Source organism: Mycoplasma bradburyae (genome assembly GCF_024338845.1).
Classification (GTDB): Bacteria; Bacillota_I; Bacilli_A; order Mycoplasmatales; family Mycoplasmoidaceae; genus Mycoplasmoides; species Mycoplasmoides bradburyae.
The window spans coordinates 619168-642705 of the sequence record NZ_CP101414.1 but is presented as its reverse complement, the minus strand read 5'-3'; the positions used below and the strand labels follow the sequence as shown (position 1 = coordinate 642705).

The 23538-nt window shown below is 30.4% G+C and carries 18 protein-coding genes; 16 read left to right on the top strand and 2 right to left on the bottom strand.

Annotated elements, in window-relative coordinates:
- The first annotated feature begins 7 nt into the window (after positions 1-7).
- The 5 genes from NMG68_RS02535 to NMG68_RS02515 all read left to right on the top strand — a co-directional run bounded on the left by NMG68_RS02535 (position 8) and on the right by NMG68_RS02515 (position 7396).
- Entirely contained in the window at positions 8-280 is a 273-nt protein-coding gene (locus NMG68_RS02535) for a hypothetical protein (protein ID WP_255034392.1), read from the top strand.
- Between the two features lie 10 nt (positions 281-290).
- Positions 291-2015 carry a DAK2 domain-containing protein gene (locus NMG68_RS02530; protein ID WP_255034391.1) on the top strand — a complete coding sequence of 575 codons (1725 nt, stop codon included), beginning with the start codon at positions 291-293 and terminating at the stop codon, positions 2013-2015.
- A complete protein-coding gene (gene plsX, locus NMG68_RS02525; protein WP_255034390.1) occupies positions 2015-3001 on the top strand; it encodes a phosphate acyltransferase PlsX in 987 nt (328 codons plus the stop codon). Before NMG68_RS02530 ends, plsX begins: the two co-directional genes overlap by 1 nt.
- A 45-nt stretch (positions 3002-3046) precedes the next feature.
- On the top strand, positions 3047-5128 hold the full coding sequence (gene rnc, locus NMG68_RS02520) for a ribonuclease III (protein ID WP_255034389.1): 2082 nt from the start codon (positions 3047-3049) through the stop codon (positions 5126-5128).
- Positions 5129-5242: 114 nt separating this feature from the next.
- The gene (locus NMG68_RS02515; protein WP_255034388.1) at positions 5243-7396 is read left to right on the top strand and encodes an ATP-dependent Clp protease ATP-binding subunit; all 2154 of its coding nucleotides are present in this window, start codon (positions 5243-5245) and stop codon (positions 7394-7396) included.
- Between the two features lie 40 nt (positions 7397-7436).
- On the opposite strand, the gene NMG68_RS02510 is transcribed toward NMG68_RS02515, so the two are convergent.
- Positions 7437-8075 carry a deoxynucleoside kinase gene (locus NMG68_RS02510; RefSeq protein ID WP_255034386.1) on the bottom strand — a complete coding sequence of 213 codons (639 nt, stop codon included), beginning with the start codon at positions 8073-8075 and terminating at the stop codon, positions 7437-7439.
- 2 nt (positions 8076-8077) lie between these two features.
- Positions 8078-8734 (bottom strand): deoxynucleoside kinase, encoded by a 657-nt coding sequence (locus NMG68_RS02505; protein ID WP_319023164.1) that lies wholly within the window; start codon positions 8732-8734, stop codon positions 8078-8080.
- A 152-nt stretch (positions 8735-8886) separates the two neighbouring features.
- On the opposite strand from NMG68_RS02505, the gene NMG68_RS02500 reads away from it, so the two are divergent.
- The 11 genes from NMG68_RS02500 (at position 8887) to pyk (ending at position 23515) form a co-directional block, all read left to right on the top strand.
- Positions 8887-10197, top strand: a complete 1311-nt coding sequence (locus NMG68_RS02500; protein ID WP_255034385.1) for a CNNM domain-containing protein — start codon at positions 8887-8889, stop codon at positions 10195-10197.
- Positions 10198-10202: 5 nt separating this feature from the next.
- Positions 10203-11969, top strand: a complete 1767-nt coding sequence (locus NMG68_RS02495) for a TrkH family potassium uptake protein (protein WP_255034384.1) — start codon at positions 10203-10205, stop codon at positions 11967-11969.
- Between the two features lie 98 nt (positions 11970-12067).
- Complete coding sequence (locus tag NMG68_RS02490; protein WP_255034383.1) at positions 12068-13234, top strand: acetate kinase; 1167 nt, start codon at positions 12068-12070, stop codon at positions 13232-13234.
- Between the two features lie 161 nt (positions 13235-13395).
- Complete coding sequence (locus NMG68_RS02485; protein ID WP_255034382.1) at positions 13396-14811, top strand: FAD-dependent oxidoreductase; 1416 nt, start codon at positions 13396-13398, stop codon at positions 14809-14811.
- Positions 14812-14870: 59 nt separating this feature from the next.
- The gene (pdhA, locus tag NMG68_RS02480; protein WP_255034381.1) at positions 14871-15950 is read left to right on the top strand and encodes a pyruvate dehydrogenase (acetyl-transferring) E1 component subunit alpha; all 1080 of its coding nucleotides are present in this window, start codon (positions 14871-14873) and stop codon (positions 15948-15950) included.
- A 24-nt stretch (positions 15951-15974) separates the two neighbouring features.
- Complete coding sequence (locus NMG68_RS02475) at positions 15975-16952, top strand: alpha-ketoacid dehydrogenase subunit beta (protein ID WP_255034380.1); 978 nt, start codon at positions 15975-15977, stop codon at positions 16950-16952.
- A gap of 138 nt (positions 16953-17090) precedes the next feature.
- Positions 17091-18470 (top strand): dihydrolipoamide acetyltransferase family protein, encoded by a 1380-nt coding sequence (locus NMG68_RS02470; RefSeq protein ID WP_255034379.1) that lies wholly within the window; start codon positions 17091-17093, stop codon positions 18468-18470.
- A gap of 35 nt (positions 18471-18505) precedes the next feature.
- Positions 18506-19891 carry a dihydrolipoyl dehydrogenase gene (lpdA, locus tag NMG68_RS02465; protein WP_255034378.1) on the top strand — a complete coding sequence of 462 codons (1386 nt, stop codon included), beginning with the start codon at positions 18506-18508 and terminating at the stop codon, positions 19889-19891.
- 57 nt (positions 19892-19948) lie between these two features.
- Entirely contained in the window at positions 19949-20947 is a 999-nt protein-coding gene (locus NMG68_RS02460) for a lipoate--protein ligase (RefSeq protein ID WP_255034377.1), read from the top strand.
- Between the two features lie 37 nt (positions 20948-20984).
- Positions 20985-21986 carry an ATP-dependent 6-phosphofructokinase gene (locus NMG68_RS02455; RefSeq protein WP_255034376.1) on the top strand — a complete coding sequence of 334 codons (1002 nt, stop codon included), beginning with the start codon at positions 20985-20987 and terminating at the stop codon, positions 21984-21986.
- A gap of 2 nt (positions 21987-21988) precedes the next feature.
- Entirely contained in the window at positions 21989-23515 is a 1527-nt protein-coding gene (gene pyk, locus NMG68_RS02450) for a pyruvate kinase (RefSeq protein ID WP_255034375.1), read from the top strand.
- Positions 23516-23538: the final 23 nt, after the last annotated feature.

Below are 23538 nucleotides of genomic sequence, written 5' to 3'. Positions count from 1 at the left end.
TTAGATAATGGAAATAGCTAAAACTAAATATAATGACCCATTAATCAAGGGTTTATTAAAAGAAGTTATTAAATTAGTACCTGGAATTGCTGGTGAACTTAGCGATGAAGATATTACCATTGATAACGATACAATCACAATATTAGTTGTTTGCAAAGGGGACATCAGACCTTCGCAAGTCTGTTTAATGGCTCAAAGTACCATTTATTATGAACTTTCTCGTTGGGATGAACATCATCCATATTTTATAAATCTAATTATTAAAGAAATCAAAGGATAGATATTTATTTATGGCATCTGATTCATTAACCACAAGACAGTTGCAAGCAATGTTTATTGAGGGTTATAATATTGTTTCAACACGTTATGAATACATTAATAATTTAAATGTTTTCCCAGTTCCTGATGGTGACACAGGAACTAATATGAAAATTACTATGAAGGGTGGTGTTGATACGATCGCTGATGGTAATTTTGTGACCATGCAAAAGCTTGGTAAGGTCTTTGCTACAGGTTTATTTATGAATGCTTGCGGTAATTCTGGGGTGATTTTTAGTCAAATCATCAAAGGGTTTACTAAATTATTGCCAGAAGCAGATGAGATTGATATTAAGCAATTAATTAATTGTTTTAAAGAAGCTAAAGAAGTTGCTTATAGCGTTATTCAATCTCCTGTTGAAGGGACGATTTTAACTGTTATTAGATTAACATCTGAACAGTTAATTAAAAACGAAGAAAAGATTAAATCAGTTGAACAACTTTTTGAGTTAGTTGTTGAGTATGCTAAAGACGCACTAGAACAAACTCCTAAGATGTTACCAGCATTAAAAACTGCTAATGTAGTGGATTCTGGTGGATTTGGTTTAGTATCTTTTTTAGAAGGGATGCTGGCTGAATTAACTCAAGACTTTTCTAAAGTTAATAACGATAAGCAGTTTGTTAATAAGAAGGCATTATCAACTAAAGCTGAACAAGAATTAGTTGAAGAAGGTCATGGTTACTGTACTGAGTTTTTATTAAAACTAGGATTAAAATCCGAAGATAAACAAACTAAGAAGAAGTTTGATGAAAAGAAATTCAAAAAAGATATTGAAAAAGATGTTGAATCTTTAGTTTTAATTAATAACAAAGACGAAGAGATCATCAAACTTCACGCTCATACACTAACTCCAGATGTTGTTTTACGTCACGCTCAAGTATATGGTGAGTTCTTAAAAATTAAAATTGAGAACATGAACCGTCAGGTAATTGAACGTAAACAAGATGATGGTGCTGATAATGATCACAAAACCGCGAATATTGAAGCCTTAATGAATATCGATCTATCTAAAGCTAAAAACTTTAGAACTGAAACTGCAATCATCGCAACAGTTCCTTCAAGAGTTTTAGGTAAGATGATCGTTCAAAACTACGATGTTGATCAGTTTATTGATACTTCAGCAACTGGCAATCCAACCATTCGCGATTTCATTGAATATATCTACCGTGTTAAGTCTAAGAATGTAATTATTGTTGTAGATGATACTAATTTATTATTAGCAGCTAGAGAAGCAATTTCACAAATTAAAAAATATATTAACTGTGAGTTAATTGCTTGTCAAAATTTCATTGAATCACTAAGCGCGATTAGTGGTTATATGCGTTCTGATACTTTAAAAAATAATGTTAAGCTACTAAATAAGATGATCAAATCAACAGGATCTGCTTGTATTTCAACATCGGCTAAAAACATTAAATATCCACACCTTAAAGTATCTAAAGATGATTACATCGGTATCATTAAGAAAAAGATCGTTGTAAGTGATCGTGATATTTATAAATGTTTATTAGATACTGTCAGTCATTTAGTTCAAGAAGTTAAAAAACCTGAATTAATTCTGATTATCCATGGTAAGAATACATCAAGTAACGAAGTTAGAACCGTGGTTAAATTGATATCTGAAAAATTTGGGATTTATTGTGAATCAATTAATGGTTCGCAAAAACTGTATCAATATTACATAGGAGTTCAATAATGTTCCGTATCGCAGTTGATTGTATGGGTTTTGAAAACCCGATTAGTGAAGCAATCAAGGCAGTGTTAAAATACGCAAAAAAACATAAAAATCTTTTTTTTGTTTTGGTTGGCGATAAAAATTATATTGAGCCTCTTGTTAAAGGTAAGAAATATTTAAATTATCGTATCGTTCATACTACTAATGCTATTAGTATGGATGATTCGGTTTTTGCTGCTTACAAAAAAAAAGATAGTTCAATGTTTTTAACAATTGAACTATTAAAAAACAAAGAAGTTGATACGATTATCTCAGCAGGTTCATCATCTGCTTATGTCGCTTTAACTTATAATATGATTCAAAAGATCAATCAAAAAGTTAAAGTTGGTTTTATGTCGTATGTTCCGACAACTGATAAAAAAGGTTTTTATTTTTTGGATGTAGGTGCGAACAAAGAATTTAACGGCGAAGAATTATATTATTTAGCTAAGATGGCTAATACTTTTATTGTTAATGTTTTAAAATACCAACCAGAAGTTGGTGTTTTGAACATTGGTACAGAAAAACTTAAAGGTTTTGAATACCATCAAAAAGCTTATGATTTGTTGCAAAACGATCAAACAATCAATTTTAAAGGTTTTATAGAACCACGTGGTTTGATTGATCGTGAATGTGATTTATTAGTAAGTGATGGTTATTCTGGTAACCTTGTTTTAAAATCTTTAGAAGGAGCATTAAAATCTGTTGGCAAAATTTTAAAGAAAAATTATAAAATTAACCCACTGGGAGCATTATTCTCAGCAAATGTTATTTATCAAATAACTAAAACATTTGACTATAAAAACAATGCTGGCGCAATTGTTTTAGGGCTTAAACAATTAGTTTTAAAAACGCACGGATCAGCAGATGCTAAACAATTTTATTCAACAATTCGTTTAGCTCACGAAAGTTTACTAAATAATTTAATTGAAAAAATAACTGAAGATTGTTCTGCTTTTTTGAATTAAATTAACTAGTAAATTGCCCATTAATTTAAGATATAAGACATATTTATGGACAATAAACAAAGAAATACTACAAAAAACAATCGAAATTCAAAGAAAATAAACAATTCTAATAAGAAAACAGTAGTTCAAAAAGAAGATAAACCAGTAGCTAGAAATTATGGTTCTAGATCATTATCTAGTGGATATTTACATCAACTTGGTGTAACGCGTAAAAAACACACAGAAAAACCAATTGCAATTAACGATCCTGATTATGAATTAAAAATGAGGGAACAAAAAGCTCGCGAAGCTAAGAAAATTAGACCAGGTTCTATCGATAATTCTAAGAAAAATAAAAATCATAATAAGAATTCAAAACAAAATAAGACTAATCAAAAGAAAAACCGCAATAATTTTTCTGCTAGCAAGAAAAACTCTAAGACTAATATTAAACACTTCAACAACAAAAATATAGAAGAAAAACCAAGTTTAAACACAAGTAATATTGAATTACCTTCTAACCCTAGTTTAAACATGAGTTTAATTCTTAAGAAAAGTTACGAAGTTAATAAAAATCAATTCGGTTTAACTAGTTCTAATCCTAAAGCACAGAATTCTAATATTGTTGATGATGAAATCAAACTTAGCAATAATTCAGAACAATTAAATCCGACAAAAACAATAATCAAACAAATAAAATTAAACGATTCTAATGATGTTGAAAAAACTAACCAACCTAATTCGTTTAACTCTAATAAAAACAGACAAACTAAAAACCGTAACAGAAAAAATATCAAACCAATTAAAATTAGAAGTAACGAAGTTGTTACGATTATTGAAACTAAAAACAACAGAGAAATTTTAGATAAATTAGCTGAAGATAAAACTGTTGAATTACAATTAGCGATCGATGATCCAATTAATCAAGAAAATAATTGAAAAAATTTAAAACCATCAACAAAAAGACATAAATTCAAGAAAAACTTCCGTTCTAATTTATCAAAAAAACAAGATCAAAATTTTGATAAAAACCCAGTTGATTCTAATTCTGGAAAACTTGACATAAACAATCTTTTTGACTTTTCTAACAAACAAGAATTATTATCAGAAAACACTGATCAAAAACAGCTTGTATTAGAAGAAAATAACACTAATCAAGAAATAGAAAAAAACTATAAGAAAAAACCATTCTTTAATAAAAGAAAAAGATCTTTTCAAAACTCAAATCGTAAAATTTATAACAAGCGAGATCGTAACTTTATTAATGGCGCTAGTTCGGATATAGTTAATAAAGTTGATGATAATTTTTTTGGTAATCAACAAAGTATAACCGAACAAGAAATCGATAAAATAACTAATTACATTAAAGATAATTATCCGATTATTTATGACAATTTAAAACAGGATGATTTCACTGATTTTAATAAAGGTATTGATGATCAAGATACTTTATTTTATGTAAAAGAAGAGCCTAAAGATATCGAATTATTACTTAAGAAATGCGGTATTATTACTAATGATAAAGATATTTACGAACAAGCATTAACGCATAATTCATATTCTAATGAAATGAAGTTGAACTATAACTATCAAAGATTAGAATTCTTAGGTGATGCAATTATTAATAAAGTAGTAGCTGAATATTTATATAACCTTTCAGAATCAAACGAAGGTGAAATGACTAAGGATAGAATAAAAATCATCCAATCAAAAACATTAATTAAAGCTGCTACACAACTTGAACTTATTGATTATATTAAAGTAGGTTACGGATTAAAAACAACTCCTTTATCACCTAAAATATTAGAAGATATTTTTGAATCATTTATTGGTGCTGCTTTCTTAGATCAAGGTGAATATTTTGTTAAAAGAATTCTAAACGATACAATTATTGGTTATTATTCAAAAGGTGAATTAGTTGAAACTATTGATTACAAATCAATCTTTCAAGAAATTATTCATTCTACTGGTTTAAATATGAAGATTCATTACGAAAAAAGATTTGATCCAGAAAGCAATCTTTATTATGTAAATCTTTATGCTGGCGGGATTATGTACGGGCAAGGAGTTGATATTAATACTCACCGAGCCGAAATACGAGCAGCAAAAGACGCTATAAGCAAGTTCCACGGCAAACTTAAGGTATAAAAATAAGACTAAAAGTCTTATTAAAAGTTTCTATCAACAAAAATTAGCACTCTTTACCAACGAGTGCTAATTTTTGTTATAATTAACTCATAGCAAGATCACGAGGTAAAAAATATGTTCGCAAGCTTTACACCAGATGAAGAAAAAAATGTTTTAAAGAAGTTTTCTAGAAACCTTAATGATGAAATTGCGAGAAACGCAATTGATCCTACAATAGGTAGAGAAGAAGAAATCAGAAGACTAATAGAAATATTAAGTAGAAAAAATAAAAACAATCCAGTTTTAATCGGGGAACCAGGTGTCGGTAAAACAGCTATTGTAGAAGGGTTTGCTAGAAAGATAGTTAATGGAGATGTTCCAGAAAATCTAAAAGATGTCGAAGTTATTGAATTATCCCTATCATCTTTAATAGCAGGAACTAAATACCAAGGATCATTTGAAGAACGATTAACTAAAATTTTAAAAGAAGTAAAAGATTCGGACGGAAAAATTGTTTTATTTATCGATGAAATTCACCAATTAGTAGGAATGGGTAAAAATTCATCTAACTCAGCAATGGATGCTGCAAATATTTTGAAACCTATGATGGCTAGAGGTGAAATCAAGGTTATTGGAGCAACAACAATTGATGAATATCGAAAATATATTGAAAACGACGGCGCTCTTGAACGTAGAATGCAAAAGATTTTAGTTAATGAACCTTCTAAACAAGAAGCATTAACAATTATGAGAGGCCTTAAAGAAAGATGAGAAGCCTTTCATAAAGTAAGAATTTATGACGATGCATTAGTTGCTGCTGTTGAAATGTCTTCTAGATACATTTCTGATCGTTACTTACCAGATAAAGCTATCGACTTAATTGATGAAGCTGCAGCTAAAATAAAGACATTAATTCATTCATTGCCACCAGAATTAGATAGCATTAAACAAAAAATTATTTATTCAAGCACAGAACTTGCTGCTTTAGAACAAGAAAAAAAAGAGAATGTTAACAATGCTAAGTTAGGAAGAATAGAACAATTAAAAAATGAAATTAAAGTACTAACGGACAAAAAGAATGAATTAACTGAGAAATGAAATAAACAAAAAACAATTTATGAACGTATTAATAAATTAAAAGAAGAATTAGCTAACATTAATGCTGAAGTTGAAAAATATCAAATTTCAGGAGACTTTACTCAAGCTTCAAGATTACTATATTTAGAGATTCCAAAAAGACAAGCAGAAATTGAAGCTAAGAGCAAAGAATTGGCTAATTTTACCGAGAATTTGATAAAAACTTCTATTTCAAGAGTTGAAATTGCAGAAGTAATTTCTCAAGCTACAAAAATACCATTAACTAAATTAGTTGCATCTGAACAACAAAAATTATTAAACCTTAAAAATGACCTATCTAAATATGTAAAAGGACAAGATCATGCAATTCAAACTGTATCAGATGCGGTGCTTAGAGGTAGAGCACAAATAAACGATCCTAATCGTCCGATTGGTTCATTCTTATTCCTAGGACCTACAGGTGTTGGTAAAACTGAAGTAGCTAAAAAACTTGCTTATTGTTTATTCGATAATGAAAAAGCAATGATAAGAATTGATATGTCAGAATTTATGGAACGACATTCTGTAGATAAGCTAATTGGTTCACCTCCTGGATATGTTGGATATGATCAACCAGGTGTGTTATCTGATGCTATAAGAACTAAGCCATATGCTGTTGTTTTATTTGATGAAATAGAAAAAGCGCATCCAGATGTTCTTAATATATTGCTGCAAATATTAGATGATGGTCAATTAACTGATAATCACAATAGATTAGTTAATTTCAAAAACACAATAATAATTATGACTTCTAATATCGGTGCTGAACATATATTAGCTAATAATCCAAGTAAGACTATTGAAGATTTAAAGAAAGTGATGCGTCCTGAATTGCTTAATAGAATTGATGAATTAGTCACTTTCAGAGCTTTAAATGACAAAGACTTATTTGCTATATCTGAAAAATTATTAAATGAATTAACAATAAGAATTAAGGAACAACAAATAACTGTTACATTCGATAAAAAAGTAATTGAAAGAGTTGCTAAAAACGGAGCTAACACTACTCTTGGAGCTAGACCGTTAAAACGTTATATTCAAAAAGAAGTAGAGAATTTTTTGGCTAAAAAAATACTTGAAAATAAACTTGAGAAAAACAACTCATATATCTGTAGTGTAGATAGTCAAACTAATGAATTAACTATCTCCAATTACAAAAAAACTGTTTCTTAAAAATATTAAAAATACGCGGTAAAAATAATAAAAAACGAGATTAATTCTCGTTTTTATTTTGTTTATATCGCTTAATTATATTTATTGCTTCATTAAAAACTTCTTCTTCATTTTTATTGTTTGTATCTAAATAAACGACATTAAAATTAAATTTCTTTTGTTGGTTTATAAATTCTTGTTTGTATATCTGATGAAGATGTTTTCAATAATCTAAATTATTCTCAAAAGTAGTTGTTTCAACTAATCGATTTCTTTTAAAAATTCTTTTCTTAAATTCTTCGAAATTGAAGTCTAAATAAATAACCAAATCAGGAAGTTTATCTTCTGATATTAAAACATCAAATAGCGCTTCATATGCTCTTAGATATTTTTTAGGTTTTAATGTGAGTTTGTTTTTAGCAAAAATAAAGTGTTCTTGATTAAATCGGTCAGCAAAGATGTAATCATGTTTTTCATTCAATGCTTGTTTAAGGTTTCTTGAATAGTTTTGTACTATGTAAGATTGAAAAGCGAAATCAATTGAACCATTTTTGTTATATAGTCATTCTAAGAATTGACTAAATACTTTATCGTTTTCTTCATACTCAAGTAAAATTTTTGAATTACTAAAGTAAGAAAACAAACGTTTAGAAAGACTAGATTTTCCACTAGCAACCATTCCACTTATTGCGATCAACATAATTATTTCTTATGATTATCTATAATTTCTACAGCTTTATGAAAAACTTCTTCTTCAGTCATATTATTTGTATTAATAAAATATGTTTTAACTTTATACTTTTCACATAAAAATTCGAAGTTTTTACGGTAAATTTTATGTAATTCTTTTCAATAATCTAAATTTTTATCAAAGTTTTCCACTTCAACTTCTCGATTTCTTAAAAATAATCTTTTTTTGAAATTATCAAAATCTACATCCAAAAAAATAGCCAAATCAGGAATTTCATTTTCATCAATCATGCTATCAAACATTGCTTGATATGCCTTAAGGAATTTTTCTCCTTTTTTAGATAAAATCAATGTAGCAAAAATATTATGCTCTACGCAAAAACGATCAATAATAATATGATCTGTTTTAGGATTCTTATTCGCCTTCTTATATTCTTCTCATATCTCTTCCATTTTTGTAGAATGGTTTTCGCATATATAAGCCTGAAAACTTATTTCGGTATTAGGTTGTTTTTCATATAACCATTCCAAGAACTTATTAAAAACAATATCATTTTCTTTAAATTCTTTTAAAAACATAGAAGTTTTATAGTGATCATGAATTCTTTTAGATAGAACACTTTTTCCGCTAGCAACCATGCCGCTTATTCCAATTAACAAATCAAGCACCCCTTTTTTTATTTTAAGTTAGTTAATATTATAAAAATTATTAATTTTTATTAATGACACAAATTCTAACTATTAAAACAGTTTAAAATTCTATAGCTAGAATCTAATGAATAAATATAATATAATTATCTATAATTTAATAATTAAATTATATGACATCTGATAGTCCATCCGTCACGGATACTAGTGCCGTAGGCATATATGTGCTTTATGGAGTGCTAATATTTATTTTTTTATTGATTTCTGTTGTGTTTTCGGCCTCTGAAACAGCATTTACAAGTTTGACTGGCTTTAAATGGAACGGATATATAAAAGAACATAATATTCAAGGAAAATTAAAAACAAGAATTGTTAATAAGTTAATTAAGAATTTTACCTTAACACTCTCAACAATTTTGATTTGTAATAATTTAGCGAATATTATCATTTCTACGCTTTCTACATTATTATTCAATAAGATCATTAGTAACCAAGCTGTTGGTTCGTCTATTGCTGTCTTTGTTACTACTTTAGTAACTTTATTTATTGGTGAAATAGTTCCGAAATCGATTGCTAAATTTAGACCAATAAAAACAGTCTTATTATTTAGTTTTTTAATGATCTTCTTTTATTATTTAGTTTTTCCGATAACTTATATAATATCTAAGATTTTTAGAAAATATTCGAATACTCAAACGAGCGAAAAAGAAGTTTCTTTCTTTATTGATGAAATTAAGAAAGAAGGTGTTTTAGAAGATGATGAGGCTTTGTTGGTAAAAAACGCGATAAACTTTGACGAAATATCAATTAATCAAGTTTTTGTTGATTGAAAAGAAGTTACATATGCTAACCAGCACAGCTCAATTTCATTAATAAAAAAACACTTCTTAACTGATAATGTTTCAAGAATACCTATTGTTAATGATGAAAATAAAACAATAGGTGTATTGCATTTAAAAGATTATCTAAGTATTGTAGAAAACAAAGATGAAGATAATTGACTTGAATACCTAACTGATCCGCTATATGTTTTAGTTGATTACAAACTTGATAAAGTTTTACGTTTAATGAAACGTAATAGAGTTCAAATAGCTATTGTTGTTAATAATTTTAATGATTACGAATCAATCGGAATCATTACTATGGAAGATCTTCTAGAACAACTTGTTGGTCAGATTTATGATGAACAAGACGAGGTTGGTAATATTCAAGAAATTAATGCTTACACTTGAATGGTTGATTCATCGATCAATGCACAAGCTTTCTTACATAAATACATTAACCCTAGTATTAATGTTAAGAAGAATATAAAATTATTGGATTATATCAATAACAATAAAGAGCATAACGCAAGGTTTGAAAATGATATATACTACGATGATTTTATGACTGTAAAATACTTAAAATATGATGAAGATACAAAAGTTAAACTGATAGAGATCGTAAGAAATGAAACCCAACCAACTGAAGCTAATATAAATTAATCAAAATGTTAAAAAAACGCGGCAAAAACAATAATCTTTTGCTTAATAGAAAACAAAAAATTTATAAGCTATTAAAGATTATTTTTATCGGTGAAACGATCAGTCAAAAGATCGCTCATTTCTATATTTACTTTATTTTAATTGGATCTATTTTGTTGTATATTCCAATATCTTTAAAATATAGTGATACCTATGAAAAAGTAACTAGTTTAACTTATCAAGGATTAAATGCAGAAGCATTAATTGAAAAAGAAAAGTATTCTTTTATTGACGCGTTTTTTATAGCCACTTCTGCTTTTAGTGATACTGGTTTATCTACTTTAGTTGTTAGAGAGACTTTTACTATTTTTGGACAAGTAATCCTAGCGATACTTATTGAAGTGGGTGGTGTAGGTTTCGTTGTCTTTTGATATCTAATTTGAAAAGTATTTGCAAAAATTTTTAAAGATCATTCAACATTAGAAAAAACATTATTATTGCAATCAGAAAGAGGTGGTGAAAAAATATCGACTACTTCAAAAACGATTATCGTTTCAGTAATAGCAGTAATGATTTTTCAAATTCTATATTCGATCTTCTATGCATTGTATTTTTATTTCGTTCCAGCATATGAACAACAGAATATTTTAAACTTGCAAATTACTAATGTTGATAGCACTTTAATTAACTTTAAAGCGTCACAAATAACAGTAGATAATAATTTTCAAAAATTCTTTACTTATCACAACCCAGGTGCTGCTATTTGAGCAGGAATATTTCATTCAGTTTCTTCGATAAATAACGCAGGTTTTGATATTTTTGGACCATTCTCTTTATCAAGTTTTAAGAACGATTATCATATCCTTTTATTATTCATTACAGCTACACAATTCTTTATAGGAGGGATAGGTTATCCAACAATCTTTGATATTTATGAAAAAATTAGATATAAAAGACTATATAAAAATACCATTAAGTATAAGTTTAGTATCTTTACTAAACTATCATTGATAACTTCAGCAATATTATTAACGTTACCAATTATAATAGTAGCTCCAGTTGAATTATTAGCTAAAAATGGGTCATTTAGAGTTACTTCACAATTCTTTGAGGAATCATTAAAAGGTAATCTAACATTTGAATCTTCACTTAATATAAATACTGAAAACGATTTATACCATACGATATATGGTAAAAATCCTCAATTAAATTATCTTTTAAACCTGTGATTTATGATTTTTTCAACTAGGTCTGCAGGTTTTGCTACGATTAGCATGTATAACTTAACTGATGCAAGTAAGTTGCTTTTAAGTATCTTGATGTTTATTGGTGCTGCACCTTCATCTACTGCTGGGGGTATTAGAACCACAACATTTGCTTTAGTTATTGTAGCTATTTTCCAGAAATTTAAGGGATATAAACAAGTGAGATTATTCAAACGATCAATACCATCTGAAACAGTTAATAATGCTTATTTGATAACTATTTTAAGTACGGCATTTATTACGATTGCTATCCTTGGTACACACATTACATTTATCTTAGTAAAACCTGATGTTCGTTTTAGTATTATGGATGTTTTATTCGAATATTCTTCAGGATATGGAACGGTAGGATTATCAGTTGGTATCACTTCATATTTAACATCAATCACATTAGTTCCATTGGTATTATTAATCGCACTAATGATTATTGGACAATTGGGCGTAACAACATCAATTCTTGCTTGAGTTAAGAGTAATGTCACCAAGTCGAACTACTCTTATGTTGATGAAGATGTAAAAATTGGTTAAAAAAATTATTGTATATCAATAATTAATTGAAAGATTAATTTTAGAAAAATCTATAATTTATCATTATTTAAATCATTTTCAAAAGGACGAATATAACAATGAATAAAATCTTAGTAATTAACGCTGGGTCAAGTTCAATAAAATTTCAACTTTACGATGCTTCTGAAAAAGTGTTAGCTAAAGGTCTATGTGAAAGAATCTTTATTGATGGCGCATACAAATATGAATTCAGCGACGGAACTAAAGAAGAAAGCACGGCTGCTTTCCCTAATCATAAAGAGGCTTTAAGTCACTTATTAGAATCATTAAAAAAACACAAAGTAATTAATGATCTAAATGAAATAGTGGGTGTTGGTCATCGTGTTGTACAAGGCGCTTATTGAAAAGATTCAACATTAGTAACACCAGAAGTTTTAGAACAAATCTATGACTTAGCTAAACTAGCTCCGCTTCACAACAAACCAGAAGCTGATGTTATTGATGTAGTACAAAAACTAATACCATCTGCTAAAAATGTAGCAGTATTTGATACTACATTCCACACAACAATGCCAGAAGTTTCTTGAGCATACGCTATACCAGGTGAATGAAAAGATAAACACTTAGTAAGAAGATATGGTTACCATGGAACTAGTTATCGTTACATTACTAAACGATTCGAAGAAATTCTTAATAAGAAATCAGTAAACCTAATTGTATGTCATCTTGGTAATGGTGCTTCAGTTGCTGCTATTAAAGGATCACAATCGATTAATACAACAATGGGATTCACTCCGCTTGAAGGTTTAGTAATGGGTACTAGAAGTGGTGATATCGATCCTTCAGTTATTCAATATATTGCTAAACAAACAAACCGAACACTAGATGAAATTACTAATGATTTAAATAAAAAATCAGGTTTATTAGGTTTATCTGGTTATGCTGATATGAGAGATGTTGAAGCTAACTTACCTAAAACTCAAGTAGCAATCGATTTATATACGCAAAGAGTAGCTGATTATATTGTTAAATACGCTAACCAAATAAATGAACCAATTGATGGTATTGTATTCACTGCTGGTGTTGGTGAAAACTCTGCTACTATCGTTCAAAAAGTAATGTCTAGAGTTAACTTGCTAAAAGTTTCGTTAGATTCAAATGCTTTTGAAAACAAATACTCAGATTACAGAAAAATCTCAGATTCTAATAGCCAAGTAGATGTATACCAAGTTAGAACGAACGAAGAAATCATGATTATGCGCGATGTTGTTCGTCTATCTAAATAAAAATATTCTATTTGTCAAGTATAACTGTAATAAAATATCAGTTTTGAACTTTTCAAAATAGCTACCTGTCTACCGAAAAAATAATAAAAAAAATAATAAAAAATTATATTAATAGTATCTATACTAAAAAATATAGAAATTTCATAAGGATAAATATATAAATGAAAGTTATTGTAGTAGGAATTAACCATGCTGGTACTTCTGCGATTCGCACAATGCTGGCTGAAAATCCAAAATTAGAAGTAGTTGCTTATGACCGTAACGATAACATCTCTTTCTTAGGATGTGGTATTGCTTTAGCGGTTAGTGGAGTTGTTAAAGATACAACTGATTTATTCTATTCTAATCCAGAACAACTTCAATCAATGGGAGCTAAAGTTCACATGAAACACGAAGTTGTATCAATTGATCATGCTAAAAAAACTGTTGTTATTCGCGATTTAGTTAAAGATACAACTTTTGAAGATAGCTATGATAAATTGATTCTAGCAACTGGTTCTTGACCAATTACTACAGCTGATGCAGGTCTTCATTTCACCGAAAAATTCTGTGGTGGAATTGAAGGTTTAGTAACTTGTAAAACTTACCAACACGCTTTAGAAATCATCGATCAATTTAAAAAACCTGATGTTAATAACATCGTTGTAATTGGTGCTGGTTATATTGGTGTTGAATTAGTAGAAGCTGCTCACCAAAGAGGTAAGAAAACTTTATTAGTTGATATGTTGCCAAGACCTGCAGCGAATTACTTTGATAAAGAATTCGGTGAAGATTTAGCAACTTCAATGAAAAAAGAAGGTGTTGATGTTAGATGTGGCACAAAAGTAATGGGCTACTTAGTTGACACTGAAGGTGGTAAAAAGGTAATTAGAGGTATTACTTTAGAAAAAGATGGTGTTGAAACTAAAGTTGAAGCTGATTTGGTTATTCAATGTATCGGTTTTTTACCAAACACATCATTACTACCAGATGCTCACAAAGTTAAAAACGGCGCTTTAATCATCGATCAATATTGTCAAACTTCTATTAAAGATGTTTATGCAATTGGTGGTGCTGCAGCTATCATGAACGCAGCAACTGGTGAATACCAAAACATCGACTTAGCAACTAACGCTGTTAAAACTGGGGTTGTAGCGGCTTCTCATATTAATGGAATGGACAACATTAAGTTAGAAAACGTTGTTGGTACTAACGCTATTCACGTATTTAATCACCACTTAGCATCAACTGGTATCTCTGAAGAAGTTGCTAAAATTCGTGGTATCGAAGTTGCTACTTCATACTTTGAAGATGCTGACCGTCCAGAATGAATGAACACTTATGACAAAGTTAAGATTAAATTAGTATTTGATCCTAAAACTTTAAGATTACTAGGTGCTCAAGTAGGTTCAACTAAGAACAACCACTCTGAAGTTATTTACTTCTTAGCTTTAGCAATCCAAAGAAAATTAACTCTTGTTGATATCGCTTTTGCTGACGTATTCTTCCTACCTCACTACAACAAACCATTCAACTTTATTATTAGCGCGATTCTTCAAGCTTTAGGATTAAATTATTTCAAGCAAAGTATTAAATAATCTAAAAAAGAAAATAATAATAAAGTAAAATTAAACTATAAGGACAAAACAATAAAGATATGGCAATCATTGTTAAAAATAAAATTCCTGAACTATTACATAGAGTAATCGACAACGAAGGTCGTGTGATCGATCCTAGCTATGTTCAAAAGTTATCAGATGAAAGAATTATCGAAGCTTACTACTACATGAACTTATCAAGAGAACTTGATAAGAAAATGTTAATCTGACAACGTTCAGGTAAGATGCTTACATTAGCTCCTAACCTAGGTGAAGAAGCTTTACAAATCGCTACTTCTCTAGCTATGACTAAAAAAGACTGATTAGTACCAGCGTTTAGATCAGGTGGATTAATGCTTCACAGAGGTGTTAGACCTTACCAATTAATGCTTTACTGAAACGGTAATGAAAAAGGTAACATCTTTGATGAAGGTGTGAGAGTAATTCCAGTTAATATTACAATCGGTGCTCAATATTCTCAAGCTGCTGGTATTGGTTACGCTTTAAAATACAACAAAGAAAGAGCTGCTGCTGTTACTTTCATCGGTGATGGTGGTACTGCTGAAGGTGAATTCTACGAAGCAATGAACATGGCTTCAATTCACAAATGACAAACAGTTTTCTGTGTTAACAACAACCAATACGCTATCTCTACAAGAACTCACTTAGAAAGTGCTGCTAGTGATATTTCAACTAAAGCAATCGCTGTTAATATGCCAAGAGTAAGAGTAGATGGTAACGACTTATTAGCATCTTATGACGCTATGTTAGAAGCTGTTGAATACGCTAGAAGCGGTATGGGTCCAATTCTTGTTGAATTTGTTACTTACCGCCAAGGACCTCACACAACTTCAGATGACCCTTCAGTATACAGAACTAAAGAAGAAGAAGAAGAAGCTAAAAAATCAGATCCAATCGCAAGAATCAAGAAGTTCTTAATAGCTAAAGGTCTATGAGACGAAAGTAAAGAACAAACTATGTTCCAACAAATTGAAGCTAAGATTGAAGAAGAATACAACATTATGCTTCAACACATCAAAACTACAGTTGATGACGTTTTTGATCACACTTTTGCTACATTGCCAGAAGATCTTCTAGAACAAAAAGCAATTGCTAAAAAATACTTTGAAAACAAATAATTCTTGCACAGGAGAACTTAAATAATGAGTGATAAAATTATCGTAAACAATATTGAAGCCTTAAATAACGCTTTAGATATTGCCTTAACAAAAGATAAAAGCGTAGTTCTATACGGTGAAGACGCTGGTTTTGAAGGTGGTGTATTTAGAGCTACTAAAGGATTACAACAAAAACATGGTGCTGAAAGAGTATGAGACTCTCCAATTGCTGAAAACGCAATCATGGGTAGTGCTATCGGTGCTTCATACGCTGGATTAAAACCAGTAGTTGAAATTCAATTCTCTGGATTCAGTTATCTAATTATGCAACAACTATTCTGTCACGCTGCAAGAATTAGACACAGAACTAGAGGTAAAATGAATGCTCCTTTAGTAGTAAGAATGCCTATGGGTGGTGGTATTAAAGCTTTAGAACACCACTCTGAATCATTAGAAGCAATTTACGCTCACATTCCTGGTGTTAAAGTTGTTATGCCTTGTAACCCTTATGACACTAAAGGTTTAATGTTAGCTGCTATTAACGATCCAGACCCAGTTGTATTCTTTGAACCTAAGAAAATTTACCGTTCATTCAAACAAGAAATTCCAGCTGGTGAATACATTGTTGAAATTGGTAAAGCTAATGTTTTAACTCAAGGTAACCAATTAACTATCGTTACTTACGGTGCTAATGTTATTGATACTTTAGAAATCGTTAAACAATACCCTGCTGGTCTTATCGAATTAATTGACTTAAGAACAATTTCTCCATTAGACTGAAACACTGTTTTAGGTTCAGTTCAAAAAACTGGTAGATTACTAGTTGTTCATGAAGCTGTTAAATCATTCAGCTTAAGCTCTGAAATTATTACTAAAGTAACTGAAAAATTATTCCACAGCTTAAAGAAAGCTCCAGCTCGTGTAACTGGTTTTGACATTACTGTTCCTTTAGCAAAAGGTGAAGCTATCCAATTCGACCTTAAACAAAGAACAATTGATGCTATTAACGAATTACTAGCTTAGTTTTTTAAATAATATCTATCGTTTTTATTAATTATTTAGTTAATAAAAGCGATATTTATTAACGTAAATAACTTTTTAAAATTTAATTAATTTATAATTACCAATATTTTCATAATTTATAGAAAGATAAAATAAAACATGTTTGAATACAAATTTACAGACGTTGGTGAAGGACTTCACGAAGGTGTTGTGGCTCAAATCTACGTTAAAGTAGGTGACACAATTAAAGAAGGTGATCCTATGTTCTCAGTTGAAACTGATAAAGTTACAACTGACTTACCAGCTCCTCAAGGTGGAGTTGTTACTTCAATTCTTGCTTCTGTTGGACAAACTGTTCACGTTGGTGAAGTAATGTTAATTCTTAATGGTGATGGTTCAGCTCCAGCTGCTGCTCCTGCTGCTAGTCACGCTGCTCCAGCTCCAGCTGCTCCAGCATTTGGATTCCCTTCAGCTGCTCCAGCTCCTGCTGCTGCTCCTGCTTTCTCATTCCCAAGCACTCCAGCTGCTGCTCCTGCTCCTGCTGCTGATTCTGGTGAATCAGGCGGTGGTGGCGCTTCTGTAGTAGGTGAAGTTAAAGTATCTAATACTTTATTCGGATTATTTGGTGATCAAGGTGGTTCAAGTTCATCAACTCCTGCTTTCTCAACTCCTACTCCTGCCCCTGCTACTCCAAGTTTTGCAGCTACTCCTTTAGCTCAAGCTGTTGCTAGTGATTTAAATGTAAATTTAGCTAATGTAACTCCTGCTAACGGTGCTAAGGTATTTTCTAGTGATGTATTTGCTTCTGCTGGTTCATCTGCTCCTGCAAGTGCTAACGCTAATGAAACTTATCAAGAAATTACATCAGTTAGAAAAGCTATTGCTAAGGCAATGACTACTGCTAATGATGAAATTCCTACAACTGTTTTAACTTTCAACTTTGATGTAACTAAATTAGTTGCTTACAGAAAACAAGTTAAAGATGCAGTTTTAGCTAACCACCAAGTTAAGTTATCATTCTTACCATTCTTACTAAAAGCAATTACTAAAACTATCGCTAGTTACCCTATCTTTAATTCTCAATACGACAAAACTAACAACAGATTAGTTTTAAAGAAAAATGTTAACTTAGGTATTGCTGTTGATACTGCTGATGGTTTAATGGTTCCAAACATTAAAGCCGCTCAAGATAAATCAATTATTGAGATCGCTAAAGAAGTAACTACGTTAGCTGAGAAAGCTCGTTCTAAGAAATTAGGTTTAGCTGATTTATCTGAAGGGACTATTAGTGTAACTAACTTTGGTTCTATCGGCGCTTTATTCGGTACTCCAATCATTAAATTCCCTGAAGTTGCAATCATTGCTACTGGTACAGTTGAAGAAAGATTATCAAGAACTCCTGATAACCAAATTCTAGTTAAGCAAATTATGCCTATTACAATCGCAGCTGACCACAGATGAATTGATGGGGCTGACATCGGTCGTTTCGCTAAAACATTAAGAGAAATTATCGAAAACCTTGATGGTTTATTAATCTAATAAAATAAGAGATCTTTCTAATAAATTTAAATAGTATGTATAACTATGATGTCATTGTCATCGGGGCTGGTCCTGGTGGATATGTAGCAGGTGAACACGCTGCTAAAAACGGTCTTAAGACCCTTGTAATTGAACGAGGAACTTATGGTGGTGTTTGTTTAAATGTTGGTTGTATTCCAACTAAAGCTTTATTACAAACTGCTAAAGTTAAACACTACATTAGCAAATCTTCTGAATATGGTCTAGATTTAGCTAATCCGAATCCAACTATCAATTGACAAAATGTTTTAAATAGAAAAAACGCAGTAGTTAATAAGTTAGTAAATGGTGTTAAAACTATCTTAAAAACAGCTAAAGCTGAAACTATCGTTGGTGAAGCTGTGATTATTGATGGTCATACTGTTAGCGTAAATAATCAGTACATTACAGCTAAAAACATTATTGTTGCTACTGGTTCTTCTCCAAGAAAATTATCTCTTCCTGGATTTGATCAAGGTCGTGCTGAAGGTGTGATTATCGATTCTACAAGAGCATTAGAATTACCTCAAGTGCCACAATCACTAGTTGTAATAGGTGGTGGTGTAATTGGTATCGAATTTGCAAGCTTATACGCTTCATTAGGAACCAATGTAACTATTCTTCAAGCTGTTGATCGTTTATGCGAAACTCTTGATAAGGATGCTAGTGATTTCATGGCTAAAAAGATGAAGTCATTAGGTGTTAATGTTGTTTATAATGCTAAGATTTTAGGTTACCAAACAGGTTCAATTATTTACGAAGATAAGGGAACTGCTTACCAACTACCAGCTCAATATATCTTAGAATCAGTTGGTCGCGTTGTTAATGATCAAGTGTTCGGTTCATTTAATGTTGCTAGAGATGAACGTGGCCGAATTAAGTTAAATGATAAATTACAAACTTCTTGTGATTCAATCTATGTTATCGGTGACGCTGCTGGTCAAGTGTTATTAGCCCACTACGCTTATCACCACGCAACTTACGCTGTTGATATCATCTTAGGTAGAAAACCTAAATCAGTTGAACCTTTAATGACTCCTGGTTGTATCTATACTTACCCAGAAGTTTCGACTATTGGTTATACTGAACAACAACTTAAAGAAAAGGGTATTGAGTACGTTGTTGCTAAAATGCCTATGGCGATTAATGGTAAAGCGATTGCTGATGGTTCTACTGATGGATTTATCAAATTCATGTTTGGTAAGAAATACGGTGAAGTTTTAGGATGTGTATTAATCGCATCTACAGCAAGTGATATGATTTCTGAAATTGCTCTTGCTATGGAAAATGAACTTACTGTGTTTGAATTAGAACAAGCAATTCACCCACATCCAACAATTGCTGAAGTTATTTCAGAATGCGCTAAACAAGCTATTTATACACACTTCAACAATAAGCACTAAAAAATTAATTAATAATATAAGACCCTTTTAAGGGTCTTTTTTATCACACAAGCACTTATGGCATATTTTTACTTATCAGAATCTAACGATTGCTACATTAACGCAGCTACAGAAGAATACCTTCTAAAACACTTAAAACTAGAATTACCAATTATTTATATCTGGCAAAACGCTAATACGGTATTTATTGGTAAAAACCAAAACACAGCAGCGCAAATTAACATTAATGAAACTAGTAAAGATAATGTTAATTTAATCCGACGTTTTTCAGGCGGTGGAACTGTGTTCCAAGATATGGGTAATGTTTGTTATTCATATATTGATTATTTAGATGAAAAGCGTTCCAATGCCTACGAGTTTTTTGCTAGACCAATTATCGAATTTTTAAATAGCTTAAATATTAACGCAACATTTAAAGGTCGCAATGATCTTGAAATTGAAGGCATGAAATTCTCAGGAACTGCACAATACCTTTATCAAGATAAGATCTTACATCACGGAACGCTTTTATACGACACAGATATGACTAAGTTAGCTAAATATCTGCAAGTTGATAAATCAAAAATTCAAGCTAAAGGTATTGATTCGGTAGCAAAAAGAGTTACTAACATCATTGATCATTTAGATAAAAAGCAACCAGTTGAATGATTTGTTCAAGAATTAACAAAATTCTATTTCAAGAAATATTCAAATTTAACTGAAATCAAACTTGATGATCAAGCTAAAGAATGAATTAAAGATAGAGCGCAAAACCATTTTAAATCTTGGGATTGAATTTATGGTTCATCTAATGAATATAAATTTAATAATAAGAAAAGATTCACTGGTGGTGAATTAGAATTAAGTCTAAATACTGACCAAGGAAAAATTACTGATATTAAATTTAATGGTGACTTCTTAAGTGTAGCTCAAATTGAAGAAATTCAAAAAGCTTTAGTAGGAGTTAAATTTGATTACCAAAGTGTTAGTGATGTTTTAGATCAATTTGATTTAAAGTTATATTTAGGAACGATAACCAAAGAAGAATTAATGAGCTTATTGTTTGATAATAAATAATTTATTATAATAATCATTAGGATAAAAAGGTATTAATATGTCGATTAAAACGCAACGTATTGCGATTTTAACTTCAGGTGGCGATGCCCCTGGAATGAATGCTGCGATCTATGGATTAGTTCAGCAAGCAATTTTAAATAATATCCAACCATACTTAGTATATGAAGGATACAAAGGTTTGGTTGAAGATAATATAGTTTTAGCTAATCAACAAGAAGTTATTGATCATTTCTTTGATTCTGGAACATTTATCTATTCAGCTAGATTAGTTGAATTTAAAGATTTAGAAATCAGAAAAAAAGCTTTAAATAATCTAAAAGCAAAAAAGATCGATACATTAGTAGTAATCGGTGGTGATGGTTCTTATCAAGGAGCTAAGTTGTTATCTGAAATGGGTGTTAATGTAATAGCAATGCCTGGAACGATCGATAACGATGTAAGTTCATCAGATTACACAATTGGGTTTTACTCAGCGCTTGAGCATATTACAAGAACAATTCAAGAAATTATTTCAACAAGTACTTCACACAACCGTGTTTCAATATCTGAAGTAATGGGTCGTAGATGTGGTGATTTATCTGTTTATGCAGCACTTGCTACTAAAGCAGATCTAGTGATCACTCCTGAAAACATCAAAACAACTCAAGAAATAGTTGATTTAGTAGCTAAAAGAATGCTAGAAGATAAAAAACGTACAATGACAATTATTGTATGTGAACATATCTATGGTGAAGATAACCGTGATAGCTTAAAAGAAATCGCTAAACAAATTAATGATCAGTTAAATATTAAAACTAATGTTAACTATCTAACATACGGGCAACGTGGTCAGATTCCAACTCCAATGGAACGAATTTTAGCAATGCGTTTTGCGATTAAAGCATTTGAACATATTAACCAACAAGAATATAATCTGGTATTAGGATTGAGTGGCGATGAAATTAAAGCTTACAATTTTGACCAAGCTTTAAAAAAGAAAAATCCTTCAAGAATTAAGTTAATTGATCAAAGCAATAAAATTAATGGTGGTTTTAATTAAAAATGAATAAAAAACATAACAAATTCGATTTAAATTTTCTAAAAAGAACTAAGATTGTAGCGACTTGCGGTCCTTCAATTACTTATAAATTATTTAGTTTAAGTGATCTAGAAGATCCAACTAAACAAGATATCGTACAAAAAGCTAAGGATAACTTAAGACAATTATTTCTTAATGGTGTTAGTACGGTTCGTTTGAATTTTTCTCACGGTAATCATGAAGAACAAGCTGTAAGAATCATTCTAGCTAGAAGCGTAGCTAATGAATTAAACTTACCGATCTCAATTATGTTAGATACTAATGGACCAGAAATTCGTTTAAATCAAATTGCTGATACTAACAACATTATTAAAAAAGATCAGATTGTAAAAATCTTTACTGATCGCGAAATTATTGGTAATGCTAATGAATTCTCAGTATCAGATTCATCTAAAAAATACAATATGGCTAAGGACTTATCATTAGGTTCTATTGTTTTAGTTGATGATGGTAAATTAACTTTACAAGTAATTGAGATTGCTGATGATTATTCATACGTTAGAGCAATAGCTAAAAACGAACACAAAATCGTTACTAAAAAACGTATTAACTTACCAAATGCTAAATATTCAATTCCGTTCTTATCACAAAAAGATTACAATGATATTATCTTTGGTCTTAAGAATAAAGTTGATTATATTGCTGCTTCATTTGTTAATACAGCAGATGATGTTAAAGAAATTCGTGCGATTTTAAAACAATACAATATGGAACACGTACAAGTGATTTCTAAAGTTGAAACTCGTCATGCAATTGAAAATTTAGATGAAATTATCCAAGCCAGTGATGGTGTTATGGTTGCTAGAGGTGATTTAGGTCTAGAAATCCCTTATTACGAAGTACCTTACTGAGAAAAGTATATTATTAAAGCATGTAGATTAGCTAACAAGCGTGTAATCGTGGCTACTCAAATGTTAGATTCGCTTGAGAAAAACATTCAACCAACACGCGCTGAAGTTACTGATGTTTTCTTTGCGGTTGAACGTGGTTGTGACTCTACAATGTTATCTGGTGAAACTGCTAATGGGATGTATCCGATTGTAGCAGTTGAAACAATGAAGAAAATCAACAAACAATCTGAATTATTGTTTGATTACAAACGCGCAATAACACATTACTTCCCAATGACTGAAGTAGCTAAAACAACTTTTGGTGAAAAAATCACTGAAATTGCTAAAAAAATCTGTCCTAACCGTGAAATTGAAAATGATGAATTCTCAACTCACTTCCTAGTTCATTTCACAAACAACAGAGATGAAATTTTTGCACTTGCTAACGCAAAACTAGCAGCTAGTGTAATTGTGATCACTGATGATAAAACAATTTACACTGGTCATGGTATTGATTATGGTGTTTTCACATATAAAGTTGACGATTTAGATGAAGCTTTAGAAAACTACCAATTAACAGCTAAAAAAGCAATCTTACACTACTCAGAATTATTTGAAATCAAACCAGACAACAAAAACAACTTTGTTTTGATGAAATAATTTACCACAAAAAATAAATCAAA